The following is a 16,680-nucleotide window of genomic DNA, read 5'->3' as shown; positions in this document are numbered from 1 at the left end:
CCGATCAACGCCGCAGCACCGCTCCCGCAGCTTCACCGGCCGACTGAAAAGGCCCCAACGGATTGGTCTGGCGCTCCAACTTCTCCATGCGAGCCTCACCAGCGTAGTTCCGGAACAGCACCACGCCGTCGCTCACGACCACCAGAGTCTCGAACCACCAGCCGGTTGTGTAAGTCACTCGCCGGATGTTCAGGAAATCGAGCCAGAAGCCCCCTTGACGTTTCCGGGTGGAACGATCGAAGCGGAACAGGTAGGCGCGGCAGGCAGAGCGTGCCTCGATGCAGGCGCGGATGCCCGCGTCCAGGCTGTCGATCGGCACGCCGGCATGAGGCGCCAGACGCGCCACGATTTCGGGGTAAGCGATCTGCGTCACGTTCTTGCCTTCCCTTGGGTCGAAGCCCAGAGCAGGAAGCTCGCTTTCACGCGTACGGAACGGTTCCAGGCGCTCCACCGCCGCCTGCGCCTCTGCAAAGCTTTGAAAGGGAGATGCCGTGACACTGCTGCCGCTCGGTAGCAAGCTGGTGCACCCGCTCAGAAAAAGAGACAGCACCCACCAGCCCGCGTGCCAAAGATTTGCCTTCATGCACGCACTATCGACGCGGCCTTGGCCTGCGCCCTTGACGAAGATCAACCGCCACAGCAAGCGTCCGCCTGAAATGGGGAACCGATGACAGGTCGTGTTCATATGTGCATGCTCGCGGTGGCTGCGCCAACCTATGCGGTGGGGTTGCGATCTCCCTGAATGGTTCGTGACAGCGAGGAATGTGCTGCACACTTGATGCTGGTCAATGGGCGAGGTTGCGAACAGCGGGAACATGCCGCCAGATGCTGCACACGGTCTTTCCGTCATTCGACGTGGAGGTGTGGGGTGTCACAGGAGGCAAACCCCATGGAACAACCGACATCCACGGTGGCGGTGACGGTGCCCCGCCCCGCCCTGCAAGACCGCTTTCCGAGCGCCTACACGATCCTCTTTGCGCTGACCATCCTGATGGCCATCCTCACCTGGATGTTGCCGGCGGGCCAGTACCAGCGGGTGGCCAACGAAGCTCTGGGAAAGAACGCACCGGTGCCGGGCAGCTACCAGCTCGTGGCAGCTTCTCCACAAGGCGTGCTGGATGTTCTGACAGCACCCGTAGCCGGGTTCTACGACCAGGCCACCGGCATGGCAAACGCCATCGACGTGTCGCTCTTCGTGCTGTTCATTGGGGGCTTCCTGGGCGTCGTCAACGCCACGGGCGCCATCAACACGGGCATCGAGCGCGTGATGTTGCGGTTGAAAGGACGGGAGAAATGGATGATCCCGGCCTTGATGCTGCTGTTCGCCGCAGGTGGCACCACCTACGGCATGGCAGAGGAGACACTGGCGTTCTATGTGCTGCTGATCCCGCTGATGATCGCAGTGGGGTACGACGCGCTCACCGCCGTGGCAGTGATCATGGTCGGCGCTGGCATCGGGGTGATCGGATCGACCATCAACCCTTTTTCCACCGCCATTGCATCCAACGCAGCGGGCATCCACTTCACCCAGGGCATGGCCTTGCGCCTGACCATTCTGGGGCTGGGCTGGCTGATCTGTGTGGCCTATGTGATGCGTTACGCGGAGCGCGTTAGAAAAGATCCGTCGGCCTCGCTGGTGGCTGATCTCAAGGCATCCAACGAAGCCCATTTCCTGCGCAACCGGGCAGACCATCGCAACGCGCTTCTCAGCAGGCGCCAACAGCTCATTCTGGTGATGTTCGGCGCCACCTTCGTCGCCATGGTCTGGGGCGTGGCCACTCAGGGCTGGTGGATGGCCGAGATGTCGGCCCTGTTCCTGACGGCGGCCATTGCCGTGGGTCTGGTGGCGTGGATGGGCGAGAAGCCGTTCACCAACGCATTTGTCGACGGCGCCCGTGACCTGCTCGGTGTGGCACTGGTGATTGGTGTGGCACGCGGCATCGTGGTCATCATGGACCAGGGCAAGATCACCGACACCATCCTGCACGCATTTGAAGGCTGGATCACCGGCATGTCGGACGTAGCCTTCGTGAACGCCCTCTTTGCCACCGAAGGGCTTTTGAGCCTTCTGGTCCCGTCCACCTCGGGGCTGGCGGTCTTGAGCATGCCCATCCTGGCTCCGCTGTCGGACTTTGCGGGCGTATCGCGCGATCTCGCGGTCACGGCGTTCCAGACCGCGATCGGCATCACCAACCTCGTCACCCCCACCTATGCGGTGGTGGTGGGTGCGCTCGCCATCGGCAAGGTGCCCTACCAGCGCTGGGTGCGCTTCATCTGGCCGTTGATGCTGATGCTGGCGTTGCTGAGCATGGCCTCCCTGAGCGTGGCGGTCATGCTGTGAGCGCGGCCCCGGCATCGAACGCAGACACCAGCCGCCTGGGCGTGCATTCCGAAGTGGGCCGGCTGCGGCGCGTGCTGGTCGGCTCGCCCGGCCTTGCCCATGAGCGCCTCACCCCTGCCAACTGCGACGCGATGCTGTTTGACGATGTGTTCTGGGTTCAGCAGGCACGCACCGACCATTTCGACTTTGTTTCCAAGATGCAGGACCGCGGCGTCGAGGTGCTCGAGATGGGTCAATTGCTTGGCGAGACCCTGGCCATTCCCGAAGCGCGCGACTGGGTCCTGCAACGCCGGGCCACGCCCGACCATGTGGGTGTCGGCATGCTCGATGAGCTCAAGGGCTGGCTTTGGGAGCTGCCGCCCGACGTGCTGGCACGTTACCTGGTGGGTGGCGTGGCGGTGCACGACCTACCGTTCAAGCCGCACGGCATGTTCGGCCCCTACCTGGGACCCGACGGCTTTGTGCTGCCGCCCCTGCCGAATCTGATGTTCACCCGCGACACCAGCGCCTGGATCTATGGCGGCGTCACCCTCAACCCGATGCACTGGCCCGCACGCCGCCAGGAGACGCTCCTGACGGCCGCCGTGTATCGCTTCCATCCGCTCTTTGCAACGGCCGGGTTTCCGGTGTGGTGGGGCGACCCCGATGCAGATCACGGACCGGCCACGCTGGAAGGCGGGGACATCATGCCGATCGGCAATGGCGTGGTGCTGATCGGCATGGGTGAGCGCAGCACGCCGCAGGCGGTGGGGCAACTCGCGCAGGCTCTCTTTGCGGGCGGGGCCGTCCGGCGCGTGGTGGCCTGCCAGATGCCGCCATCCCGGGCTGCCATGCACCTGGACACCGTGTTCTCGTTCTGCGACCGCGACACCGTCACCAGCTTCGTCGCTGTGGCCGAACAGATCGTCTGTCACAGCCTCTATCCCCAGGACCGTGGCGGCATCGAACACCGGCGAGAAAGCCGGCCCCTGTTCGAGGTGGTGGCCGAGTGTCTGGGCCTGAAACAGCTGCGCGTGATCCCGACCGGTGGCGACAGCTATGAACAGGCGCGGGAGCAGTGGGACGACGGCAACAACGTGGTCGCCCTGGCACCCGGGGTGGTGATCGGCTACGACCGGAACACCCACACCAACACGCTGCTGCGCAAGGCGGGGATCGAGGTCATCACCATCCGTGGCAGCGAGCTGGGCAGAGGCCGGGGCGGAGCTCACTGCATGACGTGCCCGCTGTGGCGCGAGGCATGAGGCACTTGCACGACCGACCAACCGACCGACCGACCGAATCAGGACTCCACATGGCATTCAACCTGCATCAGCGCAGCTTTCTTAAGTTGCGCGACTTCTCCGCAGATGAAATCGGCTTTTTGCTCAGGCTCGCCGCCGACCTCAAGACCGCCAAGTACACCGGCACGGAGCAACCCCGTTTACAAGGCAAGGAAATTGCACTGATCTTCGAGAAGGATTCCACCCGCACACGGGTGGGCTTCGAGGTGGCCGCGCACGACCAGGGCGCCACCGTGACCTACCTGGGCCCTTCCGGGAGTCACATCGGGCACAAGGAGTCGATCAAGGACACGGCGCGGGTGCTCGGCCGCGTGTACGACGCGATCGAATACCGGGGCTTTGGCCAGGAGGTGGTGGAGACGCTGGCCAGGTGGTCGGGCGTGCCGGTGTACAACGGCCTCACCGATCAGTTTCATCCGACGCAGGTACTGGCCGACCTGCTCACCATGCGTGAACACTGCGACAAGCCCTATCGGGAAATGGCCTTCTGCTTCCTGGGCGATACCGGCAACAACATGGGGGACTCGCTGTTGATCGGCGCGGCCAAGCTGGGCATGGACGTGCGCCTGTGCGGGCCGGCCTCGCTGTGGCCTGAGCCAGCCATCGTCGATGAAGCGTCGGCACTTGCGCGGGCGAGCGGCGCACGCATCCTGCTGACCGAAGACGTGGCCGTCGGCGTGAAGGGCTGCGACTTCCTCTACACCGATGTCTGGGTCTCCATGGGTGAGCCCGAAACGAAGTGGGCCGATCGCATCGGTCTGCTGCTGCCCTACCAGGTCAATGCCCAGGTGATGGAATTGACCGGAAATCCCCGCGTTCGATTCATGCATTGCCTGCCAGCTTTTCACAACACGGAGACTGAAGTGGGCGCGCAGATCGCCAGGCTACATGGCATCACCGCCATGGAAGTAACCGACGAGGTGTTCGAGAGTCCGGCATCCATCGTGTTCGATCAGGCCGAGAACCGCATGCACACGATCAAGGCCGTTCTCGTGGCCACGCTGGGCGGCTGACATGGGCCGCGTCGTCGTGGCTCTGGGCGGCAATGCGCTCCTGCGGCGCGGCGAGCCGGTGAGCGCCGCCACGCAGCGTGACAACATCCGGCGCGCTGCGCAGGCATTGGCGCTGCTCATGGCCGAAGGACACCTGCTGGTCATCACCCACGGCAATGGGCCGCAGGTAGGCATGCTGGCGCTGCAGGGCGAAGCGGCCGGCCAGGGCGCGTTTCCGCTCGACGTGCTCGGGGCGGAGACGGAGGGCATGATCGGCTACGTCTTGCAGCAGGAACTGGACAACGCCTTCGCTGGCCCAGCGCGTTTCGCCACTCTGCTCACCCAGGTGGAGGTGGACCCTCGCGACGTCGCGTTCCAGTCACCGAGCAAGCCCGTGGGCCCGGTGTATGCCGAGGCCGAAGCGAGGCGGCTTGCCGGGCAGCGCGGATGGGCCATCGCGCGCGACGGTGACGCCTGGCGCCGCGTCGTGGCATCGCCCCACCCGGTGCGCATTCTCGAAATCGAGGTCATCCGTCTGCTGGTGGCTCAAGGGGTCACGGTGATCTGCGCGGGCGGAGGTGGCATCCCTGTGGTTATGCGTCCTGATGGCACCTGCATCGGCGTCGAAGCCGTCATCGACAAGGACCATGCCAGCGGTTTGCTGGCCGTCGAACTGAAGGCCGATGCCTTCCTGATGCTGACCGACGTGCCGGCGGTGTACACCGACTGGGGCACTCCAGAAAAGCGCGCACTGGGTGATGTGACGCCGGACGAACTCGCAAAGCTCAATTTCGCTGCGGGCTCCATGGGCCCCAAGGTTCATGCGGCCTGCGATTTTGTGACGCGCATGGGTGGCCTGGCCGGCATCGGCGCTCTCGAGGACGCGTCCTCCATCCTGGCGCGACGGGCGGGCACCCGGGTGGTACCTGCTTCATCACCATAAACTCTGCCTTTCATGCCTGCCGGTATTCCCTCCTCCCAGGCATCGCAATCGACCCTCGAAAACCTGTTGACCCTGACGGCGTCGGACAGCACCAACGGGCTGGGCTCGGTCGATGCCCACGAACGCCTTGCTCGACTCGGACCCAATGCGCTGGTGGCCGCACAGCCGCTTGCGGCGTGGCGCGGTTTTGTGGACCAGTTTCGGGATCCACTGGTTTATCTCCTGCTCGTGGCGGCGGCCGTCACATTCTTCGCCTGGTGGTCCGAGGAGGGCCATGGCTGGCCGGTCGACGGCATCGTGATCCTGTCCATCGTGATGCTGAACGCGGTGCTGGGGTTCACGCAGGTGACCCGGTCGCAGCGCGCGGTCGCGGCGCTGGCCAAGCTGGCTGGCGCCACCTCAGGCGTCCTGCGAGACGGCACGGTGCTTCGCGTTCCCGGCACGGATCTGGTGGTCGGCGACATCCTGCTGCTCGCCGAGGGTGACCGGGTGGGTGCGGACGCTCGATTGCTGGACGCCCACGCCTTGCTGGTGCAGCAGGCATCACTCACCGGTGAGAGCGACGCCGTTCTCAAGCAGGCCAGTGACCTCTCCACCGAGCAGTCGCTGGGCGAGCGCTACAACATGGTGTTCAAAGGAACGGCGGTGGTCCAGGGCAACGGCCGGGCACTGGTCACGGCCACCGGCATGCAAACGGAAATGGGCTCGATTGCCCACTTGCTCGCCACCACGCCTGAGGAAGCAACGCCCTTGCAAAAGGAGGTGCGCCACATCGGACGGCTTCTGGGAGTGGGGGTCATGGTCATCGCCACCATCGTCATCCTGACGGTGCTCTGGACCGCCGACATTCGCAACTGGACCGACGCCGTCCCAGTCTTGTTGCTGGGGGTTTCCCTCGCCGTGGCAGCGGTGCCCGAAGGACTGCCGGCCATTCTTTCCCTGGTGCTGGCCCTGGGCGTGCAACGCATGGCGGCCCACAACGCGATCGTCAAGAAGCTGTCTTCGGTGGAGACGCTGGGATCGGCCTCCGTCATCTGCACCGACAAGACGGGAACATTGACCCACTCGGAGATGACCATTCAGCAAGTGGTGACCGCTTCTGGCACCACGCGCGCGGACGGCGTGGGCTACTCGCCCGAAGGCGGCATGTACCACCAGGACCAACCGCTGGGCCCTGGTGCACTGCGAGCCGAGGTGGTGGCGGTGGTGAGTGGCGGCAGCCTTGCCGGCAACGCCAGCCTGCGAAAAGATGCCGATGGAAACTGGGTAATTCAGGGCGACCCCACAGAGGCCGCTTTTCTGGTGGCCGAGCGAAAGCTGGACGCGCACGAGCGGCGCGCCGAACGCTTTGAGCGGATCGCCGAAGTGCCCTTCACCTCCGATCGAAAGATGATGTCGGTGGTGGCGATCGACCATGAACTTGCCGACGCACATGTGTTGATCAGCAAGGGGGCTCCGGACGTGCTGCTCGACCACTGCAACCGCGCGCGCGTGGGCATGGACGTTCTGCCGTTGACGGCAGAGATGAGGGCCCGGGTACTGATGGAGGTCGAACAGCTGTCCAACGCTGCGTTGCGCACGCTTTCGGTCGCCTATCGAACCCTTGAGAAAGGCGAAGACACACACGCCGGCGAGGCTCTGGAAAATGACCTGGTGTTCCTGGGCACCGTGGGCATCATGGATCCACCGCGCACCGAGGTGGCACCGGCCATCCAGGCGGCGCAGGCGGCTGGCATTCGCATCATCATGATCACGGGGGACCATCCCCGCACCGCCGACCGCATCGCCGAAGACCTCGGCATCATCCAGGCGGGCGCCATAGCGCTCACCGGCCCCGACATCGATCAGCTGGACGACACGGCATTGGCCAACGCCGTTCGATCGGTCTCGGTGTTCGCCCGTGTGGCACCGGCACACAAGCTGAGGATCGTGGACGCGCTGCAGGCACAGGGACACGTGGTGGCCATGACCGGCGATGGCGTGAACGACGCGCCAGCACTCAAGTCAGCGGACATCGGGGTGGCCATGGGAGGGACCGGAACGGAGGTGACGAAGGAAGCCAGCAAGATGATTCTTGCCGATGACAACTTCGCCACGATCGTCGCTGCGGTGCGCGAGGGGCGTGGCATTCTGGACAACATCCGAAAGTTCCTGCGCTACCTGCTCTCGTCCAACATGGGCGAGCTGCTCACCGTGTTCCTCGGCATCGTCCTGGCACGATCGCTCGGGTTGCAGGACGCCGCCGGTGCGGCCGTGCTCCCCCTGCTGGCCACGCAGATTCTGTGGATCAATCTGATCACCGACACAGGCCCTGCCCTGGCGATGGGGGTCGATCCACGCGCGAGCGATGTCATGACCCGAAAGCCACGCAGGCCTGACGAACGCGTGATCGACAAGCGAATGTGGCTCACCGTGGGACTGACGGGCATGACCATGGCCGCAGTCACCTTGCTTACGCTGGACATTTTTCTGCCGGGCGGCTGGATCCATGGCGAACACAGCATCGAGACCGCCCGGACGGCGGCATTCACGGTGTTGGTACTGGCCCAACTCTTCAACGCTTTCAATTCGCGATCGGACACATTCAGCGCATTCGTGGACCCGTTCTCCAACGGTTGGCTCTGGGCGGCCGTGGCGCTGGGCGCTGCGCTGCAGTGGGTGGTGGTGCACTGGAGCGTGCTGAATCTGGCTTTCGGCACAACGCCGCTCTCGGCGGGCCAGTGGGCGCTGTGTGCATCACTCGCCAGCGTGGTTCTCTGGGTGAGCGAGCTTCAAAAGTGGTGGACTCGCCGCTCAGCCCTAACCGCAGGACGCTTGCCAGGCTGACACCAGGCGCGAGCCTGGGCTGCGACTTTGCGCTGGATCAAGATCGCGCGACGATTCGTGCCGTAAGGTGGTCGACGTGCACCAGATCTGCTGTTGATCCATGCGCTGCACCCTTACCGTTTTCAGAGGAATCCCATGACATTCACCCATGCTGTGATCTGGCTGGATCACCACAAAGCTCTGGTCATCGAGTTCGATCCAGAAACCATGCGCGAACGCCGCCTGGAGGCCAGCTCCCATCCAACCGCTCAACATCGCAGCGAGGTTCGAAGCGAGCACGAGTTTTTCGCCAAAGTGTGTGACGCGGTGGCGGGTATGGATTCCATCCTGGTGACCGGCAGTCACACCGCACAGGCCGACTTCCGTCATTACATCGACAAGCATCGACCGACCTTGACGGACCGGATCAGCGGATGGGAAACCGTGGACCATCGAACATCCGCGCAATTGGTGGCACTGGCGCGGCAACGGCAGCAGGAATCTGCAAAGGGTCTGGCACCTCGGCCCTGAACCGCGCGGCTGCTTGATCCAGCGCAATGCGCCCGGGCTCTGCACCGGGTAAGTTGGAGCTTTCCAAGCTTCCCGCGCTGGAAGGAGTGTTCATGTCTTCTCCCCAATCCATCCTGCTCCAGGTCGACAGCTCTTCGCGCACGACGGAGCGCATCCGGCTGGCGCGCCAGCTGGCCGACGAATTCAATGCCGAAGTCATTGCACAGCCCTGCATGCTGAGTTCGATCGCACGCCACCCCATGGCACTGGAAGGGTCGTCTTCAGCCATCGCACTGATGCAGGAATTCGACGAAGCGTGCCTCCAGAAGGCGCACGCAACTTTCATGAAGGCGGCTGCAGGCTCCAGCCGCCTCCACTGGGCCAAACCCCTGGTGGAGGGGCCGTGGGGCTTTGCCCATCGTGCGCTGTACGCCGACCTGATGATCCTCGGCCAACGCGATGCGGACGATCCTGCCGCAGGGGAACTGCCGGCGGATTTCTTGCCCGGGGCGCTGGTGCAAAGCGGGCGACCTGCGCTCGTGCTGCCCCACACCGGCTCCATCCCTCCGGTGGGCCGCCAGGTGCTGGTGGCCTGGAAGGAGACGCGGGAATCGGCTCGCGCAGTAACGGCCGCACTGCCCTGGCTGCAGCGTGCCCGCAAAGTCCATGTGCTGTCTTACGGTGAAGAGGCCGGCGCCTCCCTGCGAGCGCTCGAACGGTACCTGCAACCCCATGGCGTCTCGGTCATCTGCCACGACGGCGGCCCTGAGCACGCCGAAGCCGGCGACCAGGTGCTGTCGAGGGCGGCAGATCTGGGTGCTGACCTGCTCGTCATGGGCTGCTATGGCCACAGCCGGGCTCGCGAATGGGTCCTGGGCGGTTTCACGCGCACCATCCTGCGGTCGATGACGCTCCCCGTGCTGATGGTTCATTGAACAGCAGAGCATTTGTTCGACTGGTTCTTGACGTCTTGAACGTGCCCCCTGAAGAAAGCGCTGCAACCCTCTCTGCTTCAACGCACCTGCTCCAGTGGTCACACCACGCTTGGCTTATCCGGAGTGAGCGCCCAGATTCTTCTGACGCGCGCTGACCCGACTTGAAAGAGCTTTCCATGAACCCCCTCCCCTTATTGCGCCATGGCTTGCTGGCGCTGTCACTCAGCCTGGCCGCGCTGCCCGTGCTGGCCGACGATGACTGCGATGCGCCGCTGAGTCGCTGGCAGTCACGCGATGCCGTGCGGCAGATGGCTGCCGCTCAGGGCTGGCAGATACAACGGCTGAAGATCGATGACGGCTGCTACGAAGTGCGGGGCACAGATGCCCTGGGCCGCACCTTCAAGGCCAGGATCGACCCGGAAACCCTGAAGGTGTTGAAGCTGAAGCAGGACGACCACCAACGAGACCGCGATCGCGATCGTGATCGCAATTCCGAATAACCACGACCCCCACCGGAGCATCACCATGTCCAGACCCCTTTTGACTCTTCTGACAGCCGCTTGTGCGACCGCCCTCCCCGCTCTTGCACACAGCCGTCCACTCACGCTGACCGCCCAGCTCAAGAACTACGGCGGCGACGGCGCCTACCTGGCGGCGTACCTGACCGATGCCAAGGGCGCCTATGTGCGAACGCTGTGGGTCGCTGGCGGCAAGGCCAAGTACCACAAGCACTTGTCCGACTGGAGCCGACTCTCGGCCGGTGACACCAAGCGGCTGGACGGCGTCACCGGCGCCAGCGTGGGCGCAGGGCGAACACTCAAGGTCACCGCCGATCTGGCCGATGCGCTGATCGACGCAGGCTATGAGATCCGCATTGACGCCGCGGCAGAAGACATGCGCGACAGCCCCTCGGAGGTCCGCATACCACTGTCCACCGCCAACGTCGGCAAGCCACAGACCGGCAAGCAGTACATCCAGTCCGCGACCTTCGAGCTCAAGTGAAGGGTGAAAGGTCTCGCGTGACCTGGAAAGCCATCCACCGCTGGCTGGGTCTGACGGTGGGCAGCCTGGCCGTGCTGCTGGGCGTCACCGGTGCCGTACTGGCAATCGATCCGGTGCAGCAGGCGTGGCAGGCACCCGCCGCACCGGGCGATCTGCCGGTGGCCACGCTGGTGGAACGCGTCACACGCACCATAGCCGGCGCAGAGGAAATTCGGCACCTGCCCTCGGGCGCCATCGTGGTGTTCAGCTTTGCGGGTGACCAGCCGCAGGCGACTTACGTGGACCCGGCCGATGGCCGGGTGCTGGGTGCCTGGCAAGCCTCGGTGCTGCCGCGCTGGGTGAAGAACCTGCACCGCTCGCTGCTGTTGGGCGACGCCGGGCGCTGGGGTGCAGCGGGCATTGCGCTGGCCATGGCCCTGGTGTGCGTTTCTGCCCTGGTGCTGCTGCTGCGCCGAATGGGCGGCTGGCGGCGGTTGGCGGCGCGGGTGCGCGGCTCGCTGGCGCAACGCATCCATGTGGTCACGGGTCGCGTGGTGCTCGCCGTTTTGTGCCTGACGTCGCTCACGGCGCTGACCATGAGCGCATCGACACTGGGGCTGGTGGTTCTCGATTCCCGAACCGAACCTGATGTGCTCTCGGTGGTTTCCGGCCAGCCGGCCTTGCCTGGTGCGCAGCTGGTCACGCTGCAAAACCTGGCCGTGAAGGATCTGCGCAAGCTGAATTTTCCCGGAACCACCGACCCGGAGGACACATGGAAGGTCGCCACCGCCCAAGGTCAAGGCTGGATCGACCGGTATTCGGGGCAGATGCTGGTGTGGCAGGACGCCACCGTGGCGCAGCGCGCTTACGACCTGGCGGTGGTGCTGCACACGGGGGAAGCGGCCTGGCCCTGGGCCGTGGTGCTCGGGTGCGTGGGTGCCAGCGTGCTGCTTTTCTGGCTGTCAGGCGTGGTGATCTGGTGGCAGGCCCGCCGCCAGGCGCCGCACGTCACGGGCAGCGCCCCGCTGGCACAGGCCGGAGTGCTCATCTTCGTGGCCAGCGAAGGCGGCAGCACCTGGGGCTTTGCCCAAACGCTGCAAGACGCGCTGAGCCAGGTGGGCCACCGCGTGCACACCAGCGCGCTGGAGAACTTCCAAACCACGGCCGCCACGCGGCAGGTGTTCATGCTGGTCGCCACCTATGGCGAGGGCCAGGCCCCGGCCCATGCCAGCCACACCCTGGAGCACATCGGCAAGCTCAAGGCCAACGCCGTGCCGGTGACGGTGCTGGGCTTTGGCGACCGGCAGTTCCCGGCCTTCTGCGCCTTTGCGCAGGCGCTGGACCAGACGCTGCGCAAGCAGGGCTGGCTCTCGCTGCTGCCGCTCGAATGCATCCACCAACAGTCCGGCCAACAGTTCGCGCGCTGGGGCGTTGCCCTGGCGCAGGCGCTGGGCGAACCCTTGGTGCTGGAGCATGTGCCGCGAGTGCCTACCACCACCGCACTCACGCTCATTGCGCGCCAGGATTACAACGGTGCTGAGGGGCCGGCCACGGCAGTCCTGCGCTTTGCGTGGCCTGCACAGAGCCTGGGCGCACGCCTGCGCGGGCACGGCCTGGCGCGGTTTGCGGCGGGCGACCTCGTGGGCGTCGTGCCGCCGGGATCGGCCGTGCCGCGTTACTACTCACTGGCATCGGGCCAGAAAGACGGCTTTCTGGAAATCTGCGTGCGTCAGATGGCGGGCGGTCTGTGCTCCACGCACTTGCTGAACCTGAAGATGGGAGACCGCATCACCGCCTTCATCCGGTCCAACCCTGGCTTTGCATTGCCGCGAACACGTCGGCCGGTGCTGTTGATCGGGGCGGGCACTGGCGTGGCGCCACTGGCGGGCTTCATCCGCCGCAACGACCGGCACAGCCCCATGCACCTGTACTTTGGCGGGCGCGATCCGGCACGCGACTTCTACTTCGGCCCCGACATCCAGCGCTGGCTTGTTGAAGGGCGCCTGGCGACGTTGCACACGGCCTTCTCTCGCGTGCCCGAGGGCGGCGGCTACGTGCAGGACGCCCTGCGCCGGGATGCCGAGAACCTGCGCGTATGGGTGATGCGGGGCGCCCTCGTGCGCGTCTGCGGCGGCCGCGCCATGGCGCAGGGCGTGGCCGAGGCGATGGACGCGGTGCTGGCGCCCCTGCAACTGAGCGTGGCAAAGCTCAAAGCCAGCGCGCGCTATGCCGAAGATGTCTTCTGAAACTGCCTTGAGCTGCCAGCGCACCACGCTGCACGGTCCGACCATGGGCACGCGTTGGTCCGCCACGGTCGACGCCAACACCTCCTTGGACCTGGAAGCCTTGCGCCAGGACCTCGCCACGGCGGCAGAGCAGGTGGACGAGCAGATGTCGCCCTGGAAAATGGGCAGCGACCTCATGCGCCTGAACCGGGCGCCCGTGGACACCTGGGTGCATCTGTCCGCTGACATCCTGGAGGTGCTGGCCTGTGCGCTCGATATCCAGCGCCTGAGTGCAGGTTCATTCGATCCGTGCCTTGGGGAACTGGTCGATGCCTGGGGCTTCGGCGCAGTGCGCGACACACCCGACGCGAAAGCGATCCTCGCCGCGCGCCAACCCGCAGCGCACGCCGTGCCCGGGAGCATCGAGCTGGAAAGGCCCTCGGGGCGTGCCCGCAAACGCATGCCGTTGCAGCTTGACCTGTGCGGCATTGCCAAGGGCTACGCGGTGGACCGCATGGTCACGGTGCTGCAACAACACGGTGTGCGGCACGCACTGGCCGCGCTGGACGGCGAGCTTCGCGCCGTAGGTCGCCAGGCCAGCGGTGCGCCCTGGGCCGTGGCACTCGAGCGCCCCGAAGCGGGGTTGCGCGCGGTACAGGGTGTGCTCGAACTGGAAGACCTGGCCGTGGCCACCTCGGGCGACTACCGACGCTGCTTGCAAGTGGGCGATGCGCGCCTGGCCCACACCATGGACGCGCGCCGCCGTGCACCAGTGAACAACGCCGTGGCGTCGGTCACCGTGCTGGCGCGCACCTGCATGCACGCAGACGCCTGGGCCACGGCTCTGCTGGTGGCAGGCCCCGACGAAGGTCTGGCCATGGCACAGCGCATGGGCCTGGATGTGTTGTTCCTGCTGCGCCGTGCAGGAGGTCTGGTGGAGCTGGGCCTGGGCCGGTTTGGCAGGGCCGCCGCCCTCTCAAATTGAAGGCCGTCTGCGGGCCCACTTGATGCCTTCAAACCACAGCACGCTCAGCAAACCCAGACCGCAGGCAGCGGCCAGCTCGTGCATGGGCAGGGGCGCGAAGCGCAGCACCTCCACCGCCCAGGGAACGTAGAGCGCAGCCAGCAACAGCGCGCTGGCCAACCCCAGCACTCCCCACAGCGTGCGGTTCGGCGTGCGCAGCGTGGCCCACAGCGAGCGGGTGGTCGAACGGTTGGAAAGGATCAGTGCCAGGTTGCCCACGACCAGGGTGGCAAACGCAAAGGCACGCGCCTCGGGTTCGGGGATGCGCGCACTGGCCCATGCGAACGAGGCCATGACAACAGCCAGCACACCCACACCCTGAACCAGCGCCAGGAGCAGCGTGGTGCCGCCAAACAGGGGGGCGGTCGCATCGCGCGGCGGGCGCTGCATCACATCGTCTTCTGCCGGCTCGTTCTCGAATGCCACCGAGCAGGCCGGATCGATGATGAGCTCGAGCAAGGCAATGTGCATCGGGTACAGCAAGGCCGGCCAACCGAGCAGCACCGGCAACATCGCCATGCCGGCGATGGGAACATGCACCGCCAGGATGTACGACATGGCCTTGCGCAGGTTGTCGAAGATCCTGCGTCCCAGCCGAACCGACGCGACGATGGCCGCGAAGTTGTCGTCGACCAGCACCAGCGAAGCCGACTCGCGGGCCACGTCGGTGCCGCGCTTGCCCATGGCCACACCCACGTGCGCCGCGCGCAGCGCCGGGGCATCGTTCACGCCGTCGCCCGTCATCGCGACGATATCGCCCGGCGCCTTCAGCGCCTGGACGATGCGCAACTTCTGCTCGGGTGCGATGCGTGCGCAAACGCTGACAGTGGCCATGCGTTCACGCAGTGCCCCATCGTCCAGCCCGGCGATTTCGTCGCCGGTGAGCACGTCACCGTCGAGCCCGGCCAACCCAGCCTGATGGGCGATGGCCCGTGCCGTGGCCGGATAGTCGCCGGTGATCATGACCACGCGAATGCCAGCGGCGCGGCACTCGGCCACGGCGGCGGGCACTTCTGCGCGCACCGGATCGGCCAGCCCGAGCAACCCGATGAACTCGAAATCGAAACCGTGCTCGTCCGTTGGCCAGTCCTGGCCTTCAAACGATCCACTCGCCACAGCCAGCACGCGCAGCCCCTGGGCCGCCAGCTTCTCCACCGCGCTACCGACATGGGCCCTCTGCGCATCGTCGAGGTGGCACAGGTCCATCACCGCCTCCGGCGCACCCTTGGCAGAGACGGTCTGGACACCATCACCCGGCGCTGCCCACACGTGCGACATCGCCCGCAGCGCCGGGCTGAGCGCGTAGGTGCGCACCAGACGCCAGTTTCGGTGCAGGTGTTCGGTGTCCGTGAGGAAGCGCTGACCGAGTTGATGGAAGGCCTTTTCCATCGGGTCGAACGGGTCGATCACGCTGGCCAGGATCGCGTGCTCCACCAGCGCGTGGAAGGCCTCGGGCAACCGGTCTTCGGTTCGTGCATCCAGCGCGAGGCTTTCGCTCAGTTCGACACCACCGGTGACCAGGTTCGTCACCGTCATGCGGTTCTCCGTCAGCGTGCCCGTCTTGTCGCTGCAGAGCACGGTGGTGGCGCCCAGCGTTTCGATGGCGTTGATGCGCCGGGTGAGCACACCTTCCCGGGACAGCCTGCGTGCGCCGAGCGCGGGAAACACCGTCAGCACCACCGGGTACTCCTCTGGCAACAAGGCCATGGCCAGGGCAATGCCTGCCAGCAGGGCTTGCAGCCAGTCGCCCCCGATCAACCCGTGCGTCAGGATCAGCAGCAGGCTGAGCGTCAGCGCCAGCAAGGCGAGGTTGCGCACCAGCCGAGCAGTCTGCTTTTGCAGCGGCGAACGCTCGTTCTCCACGGTGCTCAGCGAGGTACCAATGCGGCCGATCTCGCTGCGCTGGCCGGTGGCGGTCACGCAGGCCAGCGCGGTGCCCTGCACGATCAGCGTGCCCGCGTACACCCAAGGTAGATCGTCACCGCCCGGTGCCTGGCGCGTGGCTCCGGACGCCTCACCCGATGCAGCCCGTTCATCGGCCTTGGCCACCCGCTTCCCCACCGGAACAGCCTCACCCGTCAGCAGTGATTCATCCGCCCTTACGCCGTCAGCAGAAACCAGCAGCGCATCGGCCGCAATACGGTCGCCTTCGCTCAGCTTGAGCAGGTCGCCGCGAACCACGTCGCGCCCGGCAATTCGCTGAGGCTGTCCGTCGCGAATGACCAGCGCGCGCGGGCTCGTGAGGTCACGCAACGCTTCGATGGCCCGCTCGGTCTTACCCTCCTGGTACAGCGTGAGCCCCACGGTGACCGCCACGAACCCGAAGAGCGTCAGCCCCTCCTGCAGGTCCCCGAAGGCGAGGTACAGGGTGCCTGCCGCGAGCAGCAAAAGGAACATCGGCTCCCGCACGGTTCCCAAAGCGATGGACAGCAGGGAGCGGCGCTGTCCACCGGGCAGCGCGTTGGGGCCATCTTCCCTCAGGCGCTGCGCAGCCAGGTTGGTGGTAAGACCCGATTCAAGGATGGCCGCATCGGCGGACGTCTCAATGGGGGACGCCGCGCCGGGTTCGTCCAGATCAGCTTGGGTCGCAGTCATGTCAGGGCCGGATCGCCGGCCACCTCCTTGGCCACAAGCTTACGTG

The 16,680-nt window shown here is 65.7% G+C and carries 13 protein-coding genes; 11 read left to right on the top strand and 2 right to left on the bottom strand.

Annotated features, from left to right (window positions below):
- Nucleotides 1–4: 4 nt before the first annotated feature.
- Nucleotides 5–817, bottom strand: coding sequence for a hypothetical protein (locus tag CAP37_RS21480; protein WP_143435897.1), 813 nt, complete (start codon nt 815–817; stop codon nt 5–7).
- Between the two features lie 72 nt (nt 818–889).
- On the opposite strand from CAP37_RS21480, the gene CAP37_RS06620 reads away from it, so the two are divergent.
- The 11 genes from CAP37_RS06620 (at nt 890) to CAP37_RS06570 (ending at nt 14,000) form a co-directional block, all read left to right on the top strand.
- Nucleotides 890–2,341 carry a YfcC family protein gene (locus tag CAP37_RS06620; protein WP_086123449.1) on the top strand — a complete coding sequence of 484 codons (1,452 nt, stop codon included), beginning with the start codon at nt 890–892 and terminating at the stop codon, nt 2,339–2,341.
- On the top strand, nt 2,338–3,585 hold the full coding sequence (locus CAP37_RS06615) for an arginine deiminase (protein ID WP_086123448.1): 1,248 nt from the start codon (nt 2,338–2,340) through the stop codon (nt 3,583–3,585). The genes CAP37_RS06620 and CAP37_RS06615 overlap by 4 nt, the downstream gene beginning before the upstream one ends.
- A gap of 50 nt (nt 3,586–3,635) precedes the next feature.
- Complete coding sequence (argF, locus tag CAP37_RS06610; RefSeq protein ID WP_086123447.1) at nt 3,636–4,637, top strand: ornithine carbamoyltransferase; 1,002 nt, start codon at nt 3,636–3,638, stop codon at nt 4,635–4,637.
- A 1-nt stretch (nt 4,638) separates the two neighbouring features.
- Entirely contained in the window at nt 4,639–5,559 is a 921-nt protein-coding gene (arcC, locus tag CAP37_RS06605; protein WP_086123446.1) for a carbamate kinase, read from the top strand.
- A 12-nt stretch (nt 5,560–5,571) separates the two neighbouring features.
- Nucleotides 5,572–8,385 (top strand): cation-translocating P-type ATPase, encoded by a 2,814-nt coding sequence (locus tag CAP37_RS06600; protein ID WP_086123445.1) that lies wholly within the window; start codon nt 5,572–5,574, stop codon nt 8,383–8,385.
- 135 nt (nt 8,386–8,520) lie between these two features.
- Entirely contained in the window at nt 8,521–8,895 is a 375-nt protein-coding gene (locus CAP37_RS06595; protein ID WP_086123444.1) for a hypothetical protein, read from the top strand.
- 92 nt (nt 8,896–8,987) lie between these two features.
- Nucleotides 8,988–9,809 carry a universal stress protein gene (locus tag CAP37_RS06590; protein ID WP_086123443.1) on the top strand — a complete coding sequence of 274 codons (822 nt, stop codon included), beginning with the start codon at nt 8,988–8,990 and terminating at the stop codon, nt 9,807–9,809.
- Nucleotides 9,810–9,985: 176 nt separating this feature from the next.
- Nucleotides 9,986–10,309: a PepSY domain-containing protein gene (locus CAP37_RS06585; protein ID WP_086123442.1), complete on the top strand. Its 324-nt coding sequence runs from the start codon at nt 9,986–9,988 to the stop codon at nt 10,307–10,309.
- A 25-nt stretch (nt 10,310–10,334) separates the two neighbouring features.
- Nucleotides 10,335–10,811, top strand: a complete 477-nt coding sequence (locus tag CAP37_RS06580; RefSeq protein WP_086123441.1) for a DUF2271 domain-containing protein — start codon at nt 10,335–10,337, stop codon at nt 10,809–10,811.
- 17 nt (nt 10,812–10,828) lie between these two features.
- The gene (locus CAP37_RS06575) at nt 10,829–13,036 is read left to right on the top strand and encodes a PepSY domain-containing protein (protein WP_086123440.1); all 2,208 of its coding nucleotides are present in this window, start codon (nt 10,829–10,831) and stop codon (nt 13,034–13,036) included.
- The gene (locus tag CAP37_RS06570) at nt 13,017–14,000 is read left to right on the top strand and encodes an FAD:protein FMN transferase (protein WP_086123439.1); all 984 of its coding nucleotides are present in this window, start codon (nt 13,017–13,019) and stop codon (nt 13,998–14,000) included. Before CAP37_RS06575 ends, CAP37_RS06570 begins: the two co-directional genes overlap by 20 nt.
- Here the strand turns inward: CAP37_RS06570 and CAP37_RS06565 are convergent.
- Nucleotides 13,992–16,634 (bottom strand): cation-translocating P-type ATPase, encoded by a 2,643-nt coding sequence (locus CAP37_RS06565; protein ID WP_086123438.1) that lies wholly within the window; start codon nt 16,632–16,634, stop codon nt 13,992–13,994. The genes CAP37_RS06570 and CAP37_RS06565 overlap by 9 nt on opposite strands.
- Nucleotides 16,635–16,680 lie beyond the last annotated feature (46 nt).

It is taken from the genome of Hydrogenophaga sp. IBVHS1 (assembly GCF_002127265.1).
GTDB lineage: Bacteria > Pseudomonadota > Gammaproteobacteria > Burkholderiales > Burkholderiaceae_C > Hydrogenophaga.
This window is presented reverse-complemented; position numbering and strand designations above follow the sequence as displayed.

What these genes read in the sequence shown, in the direction of transcription:
- CAP37_RS06620 (WP_086123449.1), top strand. Translation starts at nt 890, where the DNA reads ATGGAACAACCGACATCCACGGTGGCGGTGACGGTGCCCCGCCCCGCC.
- CAP37_RS06580 (WP_086123441.1), top strand. Translation starts at nt 10,335, where the DNA reads ATGTCCAGACCCCTTTTGACTCTTCTGACAGCCGCTTGTGCGACCGCC.
- argF (WP_086123447.1), top strand. Translation starts at nt 3,636, where the DNA reads ATGGCATTCAACCTGCATCAGCGCAGCTTTCTTAAGTTGCGCGACTTC.
- CAP37_RS21480 (WP_143435897.1), bottom strand. Translation starts at nt 817, where the DNA reads ATGTTCCCGCTGTTCGCAACCTCGCCCATTGACCAGCATCAAGTGTGC.
- CAP37_RS06590 (WP_086123443.1), top strand. Translation starts at nt 8,988, where the DNA reads ATGTCTTCTCCCCAATCCATCCTGCTCCAGGTCGACAGCTCTTCGCGC.
- CAP37_RS06585 (WP_086123442.1), top strand. Translation starts at nt 9,986, where the DNA reads ATGAACCCCCTCCCCTTATTGCGCCATGGCTTGCTGGCGCTGTCACTC.
- CAP37_RS06570 (WP_086123439.1), top strand. Translation starts at nt 13,017, where the DNA reads ATGCCGAAGATGTCTTCTGAAACTGCCTTGAGCTGCCAGCGCACCACG.
- CAP37_RS06600 (WP_086123445.1), top strand. Translation starts at nt 5,572, where the DNA reads ATGCCTGCCGGTATTCCCTCCTCCCAGGCATCGCAATCGACCCTCGAA.
- CAP37_RS06595 (WP_086123444.1), top strand. Translation starts at nt 8,521, where the DNA reads ATGACATTCACCCATGCTGTGATCTGGCTGGATCACCACAAAGCTCTG.
- arcC (WP_086123446.1), top strand. Translation starts at nt 4,639, where the DNA reads ATGGGCCGCGTCGTCGTGGCTCTGGGCGGCAATGCGCTCCTGCGGCGC.
- CAP37_RS06565 (WP_086123438.1), bottom strand. Translation starts at nt 16,634, where the DNA reads ATGACTGCGACCCAAGCTGATCTGGACGAACCCGGCGCGGCGTCCCCC.